A 13,361-nucleotide genomic window follows, 5' to 3' on the forward strand; every position below is an offset into this window, starting at 1 on the left:
GGGCCGGTCAGTGCCGCTCCGGGAAGAGGGCTTCTTCCCGGATCCGCTTGTTCAGTTCGGCGAGGTACTCGTCCTCGTCGAAGTCCAGCGGCACTTCACGCCCGGTCCAGCTGGAGAGGTGGATCGCGTTGGCCAACCGCACGCCGTTAATGCCGTCGGAGCCTGGCGCAAGCAGCGGCGTGCCGTCAAGGGCGTTGGCTGCGAAGTTCTCCAGGACGCCCGCATGCTGGCTGCCCCAGACGGAATCGAAGCTGATGGTCTCCTGGGTGTAGTGGGCGGTCGCGTCGAAGCCACCGCTAAACAGGCCCTTGACTTCCTCCGGGCTCAGGCCGTTGCTAATCTCGAGCTCCGGTTTGGCGAGGCGGGTCACGGTGGCCGTCAGGCTGTTTTCGACGACGATTTTCCCTTGGTCGCCCAGGATTTCGAAACGGTCGGTGCCCGTGATGTCGTGGGTTGCCGTGATGAACACTCCGGTAGCGCCGTTGCCGTAGTCCACCAAGGCTGTTACTTCGTCTTCGACGGCGATGTCGCGCCGGAAGCCGAAGGCGGCCTTGGCGTAGACGGACTGGGGCATGCCGCAGATCCACTGCCAGAGGTCCAGCTGGTGGGGTGCTTGATTCACCAGCACGCCGCCGCCTTCACCGCCCCAGGTGGCGCGCCACAGGCTGGAGTCGTAGTACCCCTGCGGGCGCCACCACTTGGTAATAATCCAGTTGGTACGGCGGATGGCGCCTATCTCGCCATTCTCGACAATCTCCTTCAGCCGTCGGTACAACGGGTTATTTCGTTGGTTGAAGATAATCCCAAAAGTAAGCTCCGGCTTAGACGCGGCGACGGCGTTCAGCTCGCGGACCTGCTTCGTATAGACACCCGCCGGCTTCTCCACCAGGGCATGGATGTCCTTGTTGAGTGCAGCGATTGCCATGTCGGGGTGCAGGTAGTGCGGTACGCATGTAACGACTGCATCGACGTCGCCGCTTTCCAGCATCGTGGGGTAGTCGTCGAAGAACGGAACCCCTGGGTAGAGGGAAGCGGCCAGCTCTTTCTTTGCGGGGTCAACGTCGCAGATGGCCCCAATGTCCATGTTCCGGACCGCGCCGTCGTTGATGAACCGGGCGTAGGCATTGCCCTGCTGGCCGAGTCCGATGATCCCGAGCCGTAGTTTCCTGCTCATGTAATGCGTCCTTAGGTTGTTGCTAGAAGAGGTCTGATGCGCCGAGGGCTACGAGGTTGTCATAGGAAAGCTGGAGGGACTCCCAGACCGTGCGGCCGTAGAGTTCGTCCTGTTCCACCAGCAGGTACTTCGCCCCTGCGGCGCAGGATTCGCTGATGATGGCGGCGAAGTCGAGGTTGCCTTCGCCTACTTCCGCGAACTGGACGCAATTCCTGAAATGCTCGAAGAAGCCGGGAATGTCGCCATGGTCCAGGAGGGCGAAGGCGTCGGCGGGCAGGTGGCCGATGCGGTAATCCTTCAGGTGCACCATGGCGGTCCGTCCGGCGTACTTCCGGAGCGTGATTACCGGGTCAAGTCCTCCGCGCTGCACCCAGTGGACGTCCAGTTCCAGGCCCATTGCCGGGGATTCGTCCAGGATGATGTCCAGCAGGTACTTGCCGTCGTACTTCGCGAACTCCACGTGGTGGTTGTGGTAGTACAGTTCGATGCCGTCGTCCTGAAGGCGTTCGGCGAACCCATTGGCTTCCCGGGCGAAGGCGACCACTGCTTCCTGTGACTTCAGGGCTGGGTAGGGGAGCATCCCTATCCGGAGAAGTCTGGCGTCCAGCCGTTTGGCGTCTGCCACGATCTTGTCGAAGTCGTTCCGGAGGGAGTCGCCGGGACGTCCTTTTGGCAGTGCCACCGCAGCTGACAAAGCGGCAACGTCCATCCCGAGCTCGTCCCGGGCCCTCGCCAGTTCGTCCAGGTTCTCGGGGGACATGGCGATTTGCGAGATCTCTACCGCTTTGTAGCCGATCGCGTCCACCTTGCGGAGGGTTTCGAAGACACCGATGTCTGCGACGCTGTCCTTGAGCATCATTGCCTGGACGCCTATTTTGGCGGATCTTTCCATGGTGGATCTCCGGTTCTTGCCCGCGGTTGGTTCTGTCATGCCGGCACTCCTGCCTGTTCGTCCTGGGAGCGTTGGGCTTCCAGGAGCCGGTGCCGGCCGGCGCGGCGTTGTTCCTGCCGGTCCGGATCCGGGACCGGCGATGCCAGCAGGAGCCGCTGGGTGTAGGGGTGTTCGGGGTCGCGGGTCACAACTTCGGCGGGACCCTGCTCGACGATTTCGCCCCGGTACATAACGGCCACGCGGTGGCTGATGTGCCGGACGACGTCGAGGTCGTGCGAGACAAAAAGGTAGGAGACACCGGTGTCCTTCTGGATCTGCAGGAAGAGGTCCAGGACGCGCGCCTGCGTGGAAAGGTCCAGGGCGCTCACGGGTTCGTCACAGACGATCAGCTTGGGCGACAACGCCAGGGCCCTGGCGATTGCCACGCGCTGGCGTTGGCCGCCGCTGAATTCGCGCGGCAGGCGGTGGATCGCATCGGACGGGAGCCCCACCTGGTCCAGCAGCTCCTTGACCCGCTTTTTCGCGGCGGCAGGTTCCATGCCCTGCACGCCGAGGGGCTCGGCCAGGATGTCGCCCACTTCCAGGGCCGGGTTGAGGGAGGTGTAGGGGTCCTGGAAGACCACCTGCAGGTCCCGGCTCAAGGCTCGGCGCTCTTTGCGGGTGGCGTGGCTGATGTCCTGGCCTTCGAAGGTAATTCTTCCGCGGGTGACAGGTGCCAGGCCCAGGACGGCTCTGCCCAGTGTGGTCTTGCCGGAGCCGGATTCACCCACCAGGCCCAGGGTTTCGCCCTGGCCGATAGTGATGTTGATGTCCGTGAGTGCCCGGAACGGCTTGGCCCGGAACTTCTTGCTGGGGTACTCGACCGACAGGTCCTCGACGGTCAGGAGCGGGGTGGCAGCGGTAATGTTCATGCGACTGGCTCCTTCTGGCCCTGGACCAGCATTGACAAGGGCTCTTTGCCCTCCAGCATCGAAGCGAGGAGGGTTTGTGTGTACGGCTCCTTCGGTGCGCGCAGGATCTCGCGGACGGTCCCCTCCTCAACAAGGCGGCCGTTCTGCATCACAGCAACCCGGTCGCACAGGTCAGCGACGACGCCGAAGTTGTGCGTCACCAGGATGACGCCGACGCCCAGTCGGCGCTGCAGGTTGCGCAGGAGGTCCAGGACGTCAGCCTGGACAGTGACGTCCAGCGCGGTGGTGGGTTCGTCAGCGACGATGAGATCGGGTTCGCAGCTGATGGCTCCGGCGATGAGTACCCGCTGGGCCATGCCGCCGGAGATTTCGTGCGCGTAGGCCTTGAAAGTCCGCTCGGGGTTGGCAATTCCCACGTCCGCCAGCAACTTCAGGGCCCGCCTGTGGGCTTCGTCTTTTGAGATGCCGAGGACCTTGACCATGGGACGGACCAATTGGTGGCCGATGGTGAAGGCAGGATCCAGGTTGCTCATGGGCTCCTGCGGGATGTAGGAGATTCGCTTGCCGCGAAGGCCCCTGACCCGATCCTGATTGACCCTGTCGTCACCGGGGGCGACGGTGTATTTGCCGTCGAACTGGATGGCGCCGGCCGTGATTCTGGCCGTGCCGGGCATCAGTCCGAGGATGGAGAACGCAGTCTGGGATTTGCCCGAACCGGATTCACCAACGATCCCAAGCACCTCGCCCCGGTCAATATGGAATGATACGTCGTCCACCACTTTTTTGATGGAGCCGTCGGCCTGGGGGTAGCCGACGCCGAGGTTGGTGACCTTCAGCAGGTGGTGCTCGGTCCCGGCGTCCACGGCGGCGACCGTCGCCTTGCGGGAGCGGGCCTGCGTGGTGCGTGCGGGCGTAGTGTTCTTAGTTGCACGATTCCTGGGCGTCTTGATTTTCTCACCGTCTTCGAGAGCGTCGCGGACAGCGTTTCCGAGGAGTGCGAGGGCGGCGCTGGTCAGGCCGATGGCGAGGGCGGGCCACAGCAGGATGGTCGGGTTCAGGTATACATTCTTGAACCCCTCGTTGAGCAGCACGCCCCAGGTGGGGACGGTGGGGTCGCCGAGGCCGAGGAATTCGAGGCCTGACTGAATGGCGATGGCAAAACCGCAGACCATGGCAGTCTGGATAATGATGGGAGCCCGGACCACCGCAAAGATGTGGCGGGAGATGATGCTCCGGTCAGATAAACCCGATACACGTGCAGCGTCCACGTAGAGCTCGTTGCGGACGGACTGGACGGCGGTGCGGGTCAGTCGGAAGTAGGACGGGCTGATTAGGATGCCGAAGGCGATCATGGAGATCCATACTGAGGGGCCGAACGCCGCGCGGACGGCGAGCAGGACGATGATGCCGGGAAGGCTGAGGGCGACGTTGACGAACCAGTTGGCGACGGCGTCGAACCGGCCGCCATAGTAACCCGCGATCAGGCCTGTGGGCAGGCCGATGCCAACGGCAACGGCTGCGCACAGCACCGCCGAAAGCATGGTGGTACGCGCTCCGTAAACCATGCGGCTCCAGATATCGCGCCCCACCCCGTCGGTACCCAGGATATTGACGGCGTCGGGTGCTCCAAGTGACTTGCCGATGTTCGCGTAGTTGGGGTCGATGGGGGCGAGGAACTGGGCGAAGATGGCTGCGGCAGTGACCACCGCCAGGACAAGTATGGCCAACAGACCGAGGGGATTGGTGAGAACTTTCCTGACGGCGTGCGAGCGGACAACCACTCCTGTCTGGCCGTTGAGCTGTACGGGTGCACTCATGAGACACGCACTTTCGGGTTGAGCCAGCCGTTGACGATGTCCACCAACAGATTGATGATGATGACGATGATGACCGAGTAGATGACTACTCCCATCACCAGCGGAATATCCGCCATGGTGGTGGCCTGAACGGCCAGGCTGCCCATTCCGGGGAGGGCAAAGATTTGTTCGATAATGGTGACTCCGCCAAGCATTCCAATGAACTGGAGGCTGATGACTGTGAGCCCGGCAGGGGCAGCGCTGCGGAGCACGTACTTGAACAGGATCTCTGACTCCGGGATGCCACGGCTGCGGAGGGTACGGACATAGTCCTTTTCCAGCTGCTTTATGACAGCACTGCGTATTTGTTGTGCACCGCCGGCGACTCCATTGATGACAATGGCAATGACCGGAAGGGTCAATGATGCCACCCAGGCACTGCCGGGTGAGTCGGGGGAGATGCTGGAGGTTGCCGGGAAAAGCTTCAGCGAGATTGCGAAGATTGTCACCAGGATGATGGCCATCACAAAGCCCGGAATGGCGTCCCCGATCACAGCAGCCCCCTGGACCATCCTGTCTATCCATCCCCGCTTGACTGCTGCTGCCATACCCAGCGCCGTAGTGAGGGCGGCAATGAAGAGAATCGACACAATGACCAACGCAAGGGTGATGGGGAGCCTGCTGGTGATGGCCGTGACCACCGGCTCGGTGGTGAACCAGGAGACGCCGAAGTTGCCCGTGAAGGCCGCGCCCGCCCAGCTGAAGAAGCGGACCAACAGCGGCTGGTCCAGTCCCAGCTGGGCTTCCAGTTGGGCAACCTGTTCCTGGCTGGCAAATTCCCCCAGGATGTTGCGTGCAATGCTCGAACTCGAGAAGTACAGCAGGAAGTAGGTGATGAACGAGATTGCGCACAGCACGGCAAGTCCAGCTGCAATTCTCCGGGCGATGAATGAAAGCATGTTGCGCTCCGTTGGGCGGGGTCTTAAGGGTGTCGGCGGTTGCCGGGGGTGGGGTGCCGGGCCATCAGGCTCCGGCACCCCCCCAGACCGCTACTTGGCGGGTTCGTAGTTGTAAATGGAAGGTACTGCCTGCTGGGCCTGCGGCTTTACCGTGACGTTCTTGCCGGTGTAGTACATCTGGTCGAGGCGCCCTATCGGTGCGAACCAGGCATTTTCCGTTACGTAGGTGTTGACCTGCTTGGCGAGTTCGTTGCTCTTTTGGCCGCCGTTCTGCACCTCGGTAATCAGGGATGCAAGCTCCGGGGTGGTGGTTTTGAACGGGTTGTAGAGGGCCGAGGTGCCAATGGTCTGGGTGATGGACACCCAGGGACCTGCCTGTGCCAGCGAATATGAACCGGCGGGGTACTTGCCCGCGGCCATGTCCGCCACGAGGTTGGGCTGCGGAATCGTTTCGAGCTCGAGCTTGATGCCGATGTCAGCCAGCTGCTGGGCGTAGACGGCGTTAAGTCCATCGGAACCGGCAGTGGAGGGGTACTTCAGGGTGAATCCGTTAGGGTAACGCCTCGGTGAGGAGCTGTTTCGCCTTCGCGGGATCGTACGGGTAGCGGTTGTCCAGGTCCGGAACGTAGGCGCCGCTTTCAGGGCCGAAGACCTGGGTGGTCGCGGTTCCTTGGCCAAGGAACTGCTGTTCCATGATGGTCTTGCGGTCAAAGGCATGGTTGATGGCCTGCCGTACCTTCACATTTGCCAGTTCCGGGCTGATCTTACCGTCGCGGTCGTACAGGAAAATACCCGTCCAGTCGACCTGGCTCTTGTTCAGCTTCAACCCCGAGGCGTCCGCCTGCTTGCCGTTCTTGGGATCAAGGAGGGCGGCGTCAATCTGCCCGGAAACGAGCGCGTTGGTGCGTGCAGTGGCGTCGGTGAGGATCTTGATGGTGACCTTTTCGAACTTCTGCAGGTCCTTGTTCCAATAGCCGTCCCGCTTGGTGAACACGTATTGGGAGCCCTTAACCGAAGTGGCCTTGTCCAGGACATAGGGCCCGGATCCCTGCGGATCGGTCTTGAGTTCGGGGGTTCCCAGAGCTTTGGGGCTGGCCATGAACCCGGCCGCCAGCGTGAGGTAGTACTCGAAGGCGGGGTCGGGGGCAGTGAGTGCGACGGCCACAGTCTTCGGGTCCACCACGGAAACCTCCTTGACGGAGTTCACCTGATAGGCGTCCTGGCCCTTGGCCGCTTTGAAGTTGTCAATGTTGGCTTTGACCGCGGCGGCGTCAAAGGCCGTTCCGTCGCTGAACGTGACTCCTTCACGGAGGGTCAGTGTCAGGACGGTGTTGTCGGCGTTGTATTCCCACTTGGTCGCCAGCATTGGACTGATCTTGCCGTCCGGCTCGCGGAGCAGCAGGGTGTCGTAGAGGGTCTGAAAGATGGGCATGGCATGACCGGTGCGGGCATCGACGGGGTCGAAGGACTTGGCGTCCGCAAGGCTGCCGATGGTCATTGCCTTGACTGTTTTGGCGGCGCCGGCAGTGGTGCCTGCGGCGTCGGTTCCTCCGGCGTTGCCGCCGCAGGCTGTGAGGCACAATGCCGCACTGAGTGTTGCCGCCGCAAGGGCGGCCTTGGCACCTAACTTCATTGTTGGCTCCTGCTTTGAGGTGGGACGGAGAGCGGGCCGCGGTGTGTCGCGGGCCACGCTGTGCAAATCAGCGTAACGAGGAAAGCCAGCTTTGGCAATCGATTGCTGTATCGATTCAGAATTTCTGACAATCGATTGTCAGATGGGGCGGTTATGTGCCAGTCTTAGCTGACCGGAAACGACGATTTTCCAGCCCGCGCAGTGTGCGAAGGGCTTGCGCATGAGCGGATCGAGGTGGAGGACACCGCCGTCGCCACGGTGAAGTTCGAGAACGGCGGTCTCGCCCTGCTGCACGCCACCACGGCCGCCTACCCGGGCCTGACGGTCCGCCTTCAACTCATGGGCTCGGAGGGTTCGGCGGTTGGACAATGACAAACTCGAATACTTCTACACGAAGGACGCTGCCCGGGATGCGCCGGACATCGGACTCCGTGCGCGCGGCAAACAGGCGGAAAATGACAAAGGCCCCACAACTTTCCCCGCGGGGCACGTCCGTCAGTTCGCCGACATCCTCACCGCCATCCAGGATGGGGCGGCAACCCGGCGTCACGGTGACCCACGCCGTCCATGCCCTCGCGGTGGTTCGGGCCGTTTACGTCTCGGCCACGCTCAACCAGACCGTCCTCTTCGCAGACGTGCTCACCGGCAAGTACAACTCTGTGGACGTTCAGACCGGCGGCGGGTCCACCGCTAGGCTCGCGCCGGTGCCGTTGATTCCCTGATCACTAATTCCATCGGAGCCAGGGCCAGTACTTCGGTGCTGGGTTGCTGCCCCCGGATGCGGGCGACCAGTTCCGACATGCTGCGTGCCCCCAGCGCCTCCAGGTCCATGTGTACCGTGGACAGGGAAGGTACCAGGTATGACGACTCGGCCATGTCATCCCAGCCAAAGACGCTGACGTCGGCCGGCACCGCACGGCCGTGTTCATGCAGGGCACGGATGACGCCAATTGCCATCTGGTCATTGGCTGCCACCACGGCAGTGACTTCCTTGAGGGCGGCGATCTTCCGGCCGGCCGCGTAGCCGGAGGCCGGAGTCCAGTCGCCGGCAATGCCCCCCAGCGACACAAGGCCAAGCTCATCCACTGTTTCTTCATAGACAGCTCTGCGGTTGCGGGCAGACGGCCACGCGGCAGGCCCGGCGACATGAAAGAAGTATTTGTGGCCGAGCGAGGCGAGGTGCTCGACGACTTTCTGCGCGGCAGCCCCGTCTGCCAGGCTCCCTCGGGCACGCATCTTATTGTCGTATTCCCCGGCGACCACCAGGGGGACAGGCGAGGCCTTCACCACGGAATCGCTGGCTTTGGGCTTGGGGACGAAGGACAGAACGCCCGCAATATCCTCGCCCGTCAGAAGCGTACCCAGCTGATGGGCGCGGGCTTCGGCGGATCCCTCAATGGCGACGACATCCACACGGTAGCCTGCCGAGTGTGCCATGGCTGCCGCTCCGTTGAGCATCCGCGCAGGAAAATACAATGAGGCTTCCGGGACTACCACCACAACCCGGTAAAGCTCCCGGGACCGCAGGGAACGCGCCGCAAGGTTAGGCGTGTAATGGAGCTCGGAAAGGGCTTTTTCCACGCGTTCCAGAGTGCCGGGCTTGAGCCCGCTCTTGGCGTTGAAGTAGCGGGACACTGTTTGGTGGGACACTCCGGCAAGCGCGGCCACATCATAAATGGTGGGGGCTTTTGCCTTGCCCTGGGCGACTGCCTCTTGCACCATGCGGTGGTGTCCCTTCACATACTGTTCCCTGGTTTCGCGGGAGGGATCCTAGCCCAGCCTAATCCCTCCCGCCCCGGGGCCGGCAGTTTCGCCGTGCCGGTGTCAGACCAGCGGGGTGCCGTCCCATTTTTGCAGCATCCCACACATCCCGAAGAGCCGCTCCGTGCCCTCCGGAGCTGTCCTTTCCACCACGGCATCACGGAAATGGCTGAATCGACCATGTGCGAGCTCGGCAAGCCATTGTTCGGTCCGCGCGGCTTCGGGCGCGATGGTGCTGCTCCACAGCGCCTGCCACTCCGGAACCCGTGACTGCACCAGCCGGACAGCGTCACGGTGGAACTGCTCGATGACATCGAGGTCACCCGACTGGGCGGCCTCCTTCAGCAGCGCGTAGCCGGCCATTGCTTCGTCCCGCCTGATGCGTGCTGCCTCCGCGAGCGAGGCTGACTCCGGACCTGGCCCGGCGTCGAGCCTTGCGGCCTGGGCGTACTGCTCGGGATCGGCAACCACGCCGGCCCGGAATGTAAGGACCGCATCCCCGGCCTCGGGCAACCCCCCGTTTTGCATGATCGCCAAAATCTCGAGTCTGTCCTCGTTGACCAGGCGGTGAATAGTGCCTGGACTAAACCATAGGAGGTCGTTGGCGGCCAGATTGTAGGACTCGTAGCCCGTAGCGCGGATGGTCTCCACACGGCCGGTCCCCGAAAGCACGAGGTATGCCTCCGTGGAAGCTGTGTGCATGTGGGGGGAGCCGCCGCAGACGCCGTCATTGGCCTCCCAGTCGTAAACGCTGAGCCGGGTCAGCCCGACAGCGCCGGGAAAGGGCGCTGCCTGTTGCTGGGTTTTCATGCCCCAGCGCCGGTTTTCACGGCTTCGTGCTGCAGTGCGTCTGTTGCCAGGGAGGCAAGGCCATCGAGCCGGTCCTGGTCAGAATCCCCGTCGGCTATCACCACTGCGTATCGGTTCACCATGGTCTCTCCGGCCGCAAAAGTGACTTCCTCGCTGAAAAACGGCGCCGGGCCAAAGCACGCGAAAGGTTCAGAACGGGCAAACCACTCGGGCGGGTGCTGCGCGTTTGCGGTGTCATCGGCGATGAGTACGGTGGAGAACCGGCACGTGTCGTCGTGCTGGCCAACGAATGCAAGCCAGGGGCCGCGTGTTCCCCGCAGCTCCTCCCCGGTTGCCCCGCCGGGTCCTGCGATCCGGCCACCGGCGAATTCGCGGGGACCGCGCCAGAACAGCCCGCCGTAGCCGGCGTTCTCGCGGCCCTCAGTGGTAGGGGAGCCGATCCGGATGTCGCCTCCGGAAACGTTTGTCATGGCGGTCTCAAAAACCAGCGTCCAGGAGTCGCCGTTCGCGCCGGGGCTGATCCGGATGCCGCGGATTTCGTCCACCACGTGTTTGCCGCCCTGGGTCCACCAGCTCAGCGCGTGGGCGAAATGGAACGCGCCGCCGTCGAGCCCCACATCGGTGACACGTTCGTGCCGCATGCTGCCGTTGTTCGGGAGCCACTTGTAGTCGTCCCCGCGGCGGTAGCTGGGGCCACCCCAGAAGTTGTCCTCGCCGAAGTGCGGCAGAGACCAGGCGATGCCCTTGTGCCAGACGTGGTCCCAGGGCCGGTAGACGCTAACGGTCTCGCCGGCAGTGGTGCGGAGCGGATGGAAGAACGGGCGCGGTGATTCGCGCTGTTCGTCGGTGGCATCGTAGGTGTAGGTGGCAATGTCCAGGTCCCCAAGCGAGACGGTGAGGGACTGTTCGTCGTCGCGCCAGGTGAGTGCTGTTGTAGTGCTCATGCGTTGAGTGCTTCCTCTTGTTTCCAGGGTTCCAGATGGCCGTCCATGCGGGTGAAGAACGGGCTGGCTTCATCGATCTGGCCGCGGGCGATGGTGGTTCCGCTGACGCTTGAGGCGTAGATCGCGGCGGCCAGCTCCATGGTGGCGTACGCGTCGCCGATGGAAACCGGTGCCGCCTCACCTGCCTGCAGGCTGCGGATGAGGGCTGTGTACTGCGCTGCGTGTCCGCTGGGCGCGTCCTCCCCCTGGGCCCAGAGTCCGACGACGGCGTCCTGGCCGGGTGCCGGCGTCACCTTCCAGTTGTGGTCGCTGTAGCCGTAGAGGTGGTCGAGTTCGACGGTCGCGTTTTCGTAGTCCAGCCGGAGGTAGGAGGTTTCCCGGGGTGAGATCACGGAGTTGATGACGGTGGCGATCGCTCCGGACTCGAAGCGGACCACGGCGGCGGATGCGTCCTCGGTGTCGGTCTTCCGGGCGAGCTTGCCGGCGAAGGCCGTCACCTCGGACCAGGGACCCCACAGATGCAGGAGCAGGTCGAATTGGTGGATGCCGTGGCCCATGGTGGGTCCCCCGCCTTCCACGTCCCACAGCCCGCGCCACGGCACGTCGAAGTAGGGCTGGTCCCGGAACCAGAGGGTGTTGCAGGTTCCCACCAGCTGCCTGCCGAGGGCACCGGAGCGCTGCAGTGCCAGCAGACGCTGGGCGCCGGAGCCAAACCGGTGCTGGAAGATGCAGCTAAGGGAGCCGGCGGATTCCGCTTCGGCGGTTTCGAGCTGTCGCATCTGGCTCAGGGACAACGCCGGGGGCTTTTCGATGACCGCGTGCAGGCCGAGTGAGAGGGCCTCCAGGGCCAGCGGAAAGTGGCTGGACGGCGGAGTGCAGATCGCCACGAGATCCAGCCCGCCGCCGTCGAGCGCTGACGCCAGACTCGATGCGGTCCGGGTGATGCCCCACTTGTTTGCGAAGGCTTCGGCGCGGGTGGTGTCGATGTCGATTGCCACGGCGAGCTCCACGCCAGGCTGCTGCTGCAGCGCCTCGGCATGGGCGTTGGCGATGCCGCCGGTGCCGATGAAGGCGACACGACGTGTGGTGGTGCTGTTGTCAGTCATTTTACTTCCGGAGTGAGGAGGAGAGTTCGTCGATGAATGGTTGGGCGGCCTTTTCAGGGGTTGTGCGTTCGAAAAGAATGTCCGAGGTATAGCGGCTGAGGATGTCTGTGATGGTGCTTCCGCCGGCAGGGGTGATGGGCGGAGCGGGACGGACCTCGTCGGCGATCGCGTCGGTGAATTCGATGGCTGCCTTGTCCGTGGCGTTGAGCTTGGGCTCGATGGCCTCGCGGATTTTGGTATTGGCAGGGATGCCCCGCTCGGTCAGCATGATGTTGGCGGCTGCCTCGCTGTTGGTCAGGTAGTTCAGGAACTTTTCGGCCGCCTGCTGGTGTTTGGTGCGGGACGAGACGGACCAGAACATGGAGGGCTTGTAGTAGGCGCCGCGTTCATCAGCGCTGGACTCGCCGGGGAGGCGCAGCAGCTTGAGCTCCTGGCCGGCGGCGCCCGAGTACGCCGTGAGCTGGGTGCTGAAAACGCCGGCGAAGCCCATCTCGTTCTTGGCGATTGCGGACTGGTTCAGTGAGGCGCCGGCGTTCTCAATAATTGCCGACGGCTTGTCGCCGGCGCCGGACTTGGACAGCTCCAGAGTGTGCTGCCAGAACGAGACGAGAGTTTGCGGCTTAATCACCACTTTGCCTTCGTCGTCGTAAAGCCGGTCGCCATGCTGGCGCGCCCAGATGTAAAGGTCCTGGTCGCCGTACTGGACGCCCACGCCAGTGCCGGCCCCGCTTTGGCTGACCTGCTGGCCGATCTTCTTGTAGTCCTCCCATGTCCAGGTGGTATCGTCCGGGAGTGCCACGCCGGCCTCTGCAAGCACGCCCGGGTTGGCAGCGATGCAGAACGTGGCGACGCCGGTCACCAGACCCACGAGTTCGCCATCCACCTCACCGCTCTTGAGGGTCTCCGGCTCAATGCCGGAGGTGTCCAGGCCGCTAAGCTTCTTCATGTCCAGCAGGGCGCCGCGGTCGCCGTATTCGCGGACATACTTTTCGTCCATCTGGATGATGTCAGGCGCGTCGTTGGCGGCCACCTGGGTGGCGAGCTTGTCCCAATAACCGGTCCAATCGCTGTATTCACCCACCACGGTGATATTGGGGTTTTCCGCTTCGAAGGCCTCGATGACCTGCTCGGTTGCTTTCTGCCGGGCGTCGCCTCCCCACCAGGTGAAACGGAGGGTAACGGGGCCTGTTTCTTCTGCGCCGGGGGCGCCGCCGGCGGCACAGCCGGACAACGCCAGGACGGATGCTGCGACGGCGGCCGAGAGCTTCAAGTAGCTCCGGCGGGTGGGATTATCGCTCATGGGGAACCTTTCTGGGAGGCGTCGTCTTCGACGCCGGCGGTTACTTGATGCCGGGTGCGGCCTGCCACGGCTGAG

The 13,361-nt window shown here is 63.4% G+C and carries 12 protein-coding genes and 1 pseudogene; 1 reads left to right on the forward strand and 12 read right to left on the reverse strand.

The window, feature by feature from the left end; translation table 11 throughout:
• Positions 1–7: 7 nt before the first annotated feature.
• The 7 genes from ACFVYC_RS15470 to ACFVYC_RS15500 form a co-directional block, all read right to left on the reverse strand.
• The gene (locus ACFVYC_RS15470) at positions 8–1,174 is read right to left on the reverse strand and encodes a Gfo/Idh/MocA family protein (RefSeq protein WP_387551769.1); all 1,167 of its coding nucleotides are present in this window, start codon (positions 1,172–1,174) and stop codon (positions 8–10) included.
• A 22-nt stretch (positions 1,175–1,196) separates the two neighbouring features.
• Positions 1,197–2,105 (reverse strand): sugar phosphate isomerase/epimerase family protein, encoded by a 909-nt coding sequence (locus tag ACFVYC_RS15475; RefSeq protein ID WP_387551771.1) that lies wholly within the window; start codon positions 2,103–2,105, stop codon positions 1,197–1,199.
• On the reverse strand, positions 2,102–2,977 hold the full coding sequence (locus ACFVYC_RS15480) for an ATP-binding cassette domain-containing protein (protein WP_387551774.1): 876 nt from the start codon (positions 2,975–2,977) through the stop codon (positions 2,102–2,104). Before ACFVYC_RS15480 ends, ACFVYC_RS15475 begins: the two co-directional genes overlap by 4 nt.
• Positions 2,974–4,794: a dipeptide/oligopeptide/nickel ABC transporter permease/ATP-binding protein gene (locus ACFVYC_RS15485; protein WP_387551776.1), complete on the reverse strand. Its 1,821-nt coding sequence runs from the start codon at positions 4,792–4,794 to the stop codon at positions 2,974–2,976. Before ACFVYC_RS15485 ends, ACFVYC_RS15480 begins: the two co-directional genes overlap by 4 nt.
• Positions 4,791–5,732, reverse strand: coding sequence for an ABC transporter permease (locus tag ACFVYC_RS15490; protein ID WP_387551779.1), 942 nt, complete (start codon positions 5,730–5,732; stop codon positions 4,791–4,793). The genes ACFVYC_RS15485 and ACFVYC_RS15490 overlap by 4 nt, the downstream gene beginning before the upstream one ends.
• Positions 5,733–5,822: 90 nt before the next feature.
• Positions 5,823–6,161 carry a hypothetical protein gene (locus ACFVYC_RS15495; protein WP_387551782.1) on the reverse strand — a complete coding sequence of 113 codons (339 nt, stop codon included), beginning with the start codon at positions 6,159–6,161 and terminating at the stop codon, positions 5,823–5,825.
• A 121-nt stretch (positions 6,162–6,282) separates the two neighbouring features.
• Positions 6,283–7,365, reverse strand: coding sequence for an ABC transporter substrate-binding protein (locus ACFVYC_RS15500; RefSeq protein WP_387551784.1), 1,083 nt, complete (start codon positions 7,363–7,365; stop codon positions 6,283–6,285).
• A 213-nt stretch (positions 7,366–7,578) separates the two neighbouring features.
• Between ACFVYC_RS15500 and ACFVYC_RS15505 the strand changes: the two are divergent.
• Positions 7,579–8,087: pseudogene (locus tag ACFVYC_RS15505) on the forward strand (Gfo/Idh/MocA family oxidoreductase); the annotation flags it as partial.
• Here ACFVYC_RS15505 and ACFVYC_RS15510 read toward each other — a convergent pair.
• From ACFVYC_RS15510 to ACFVYC_RS15530, 5 genes are all read right to left on the reverse strand, one after another.
• A complete protein-coding gene (locus ACFVYC_RS15510; protein ID WP_387551786.1) occupies positions 8,056–9,087 on the reverse strand; it encodes a LacI family DNA-binding transcriptional regulator in 1,032 nt (343 codons plus the stop codon). The pseudogene ACFVYC_RS15505 and the gene ACFVYC_RS15510 sit on opposite strands and share 32 nt — an antisense overlap.
• A gap of 102 nt (positions 9,088–9,189) precedes the next feature.
• The gene (locus ACFVYC_RS15515; RefSeq protein WP_387551789.1) at positions 9,190–9,936 is read right to left on the reverse strand and encodes a cupin domain-containing protein; all 747 of its coding nucleotides are present in this window, start codon (positions 9,934–9,936) and stop codon (positions 9,190–9,192) included.
• Positions 9,933–10,880 (reverse strand): PmoA family protein, encoded by a 948-nt coding sequence (locus ACFVYC_RS15520; RefSeq protein ID WP_387551791.1) that lies wholly within the window; start codon positions 10,878–10,880, stop codon positions 9,933–9,935. The genes ACFVYC_RS15515 and ACFVYC_RS15520 overlap by 4 nt, the downstream gene beginning before the upstream one ends.
• Positions 10,877–11,986 (reverse strand): Gfo/Idh/MocA family protein, encoded by a 1,110-nt coding sequence (locus tag ACFVYC_RS15525; RefSeq protein WP_387551793.1) that lies wholly within the window; start codon positions 11,984–11,986, stop codon positions 10,877–10,879. Before ACFVYC_RS15525 ends, ACFVYC_RS15520 begins: the two co-directional genes overlap by 4 nt.
• Position 11,987: 1 nt before the next feature.
• Positions 11,988–13,286 carry an extracellular solute-binding protein gene (locus ACFVYC_RS15530; RefSeq protein WP_387551796.1) on the reverse strand — a complete coding sequence of 433 codons (1,299 nt, stop codon included), beginning with the start codon at positions 13,284–13,286 and terminating at the stop codon, positions 11,988–11,990.
• Between the last annotated feature and the right edge of the window lie 75 nt (positions 13,287–13,361).

Source organism: Pseudarthrobacter sp. NPDC058329, from assembly GCF_042879835.1.
Taxonomy (GTDB): Bacteria; Actinomycetota; Actinomycetes; order Actinomycetales; family Micrococcaceae; genus Arthrobacter.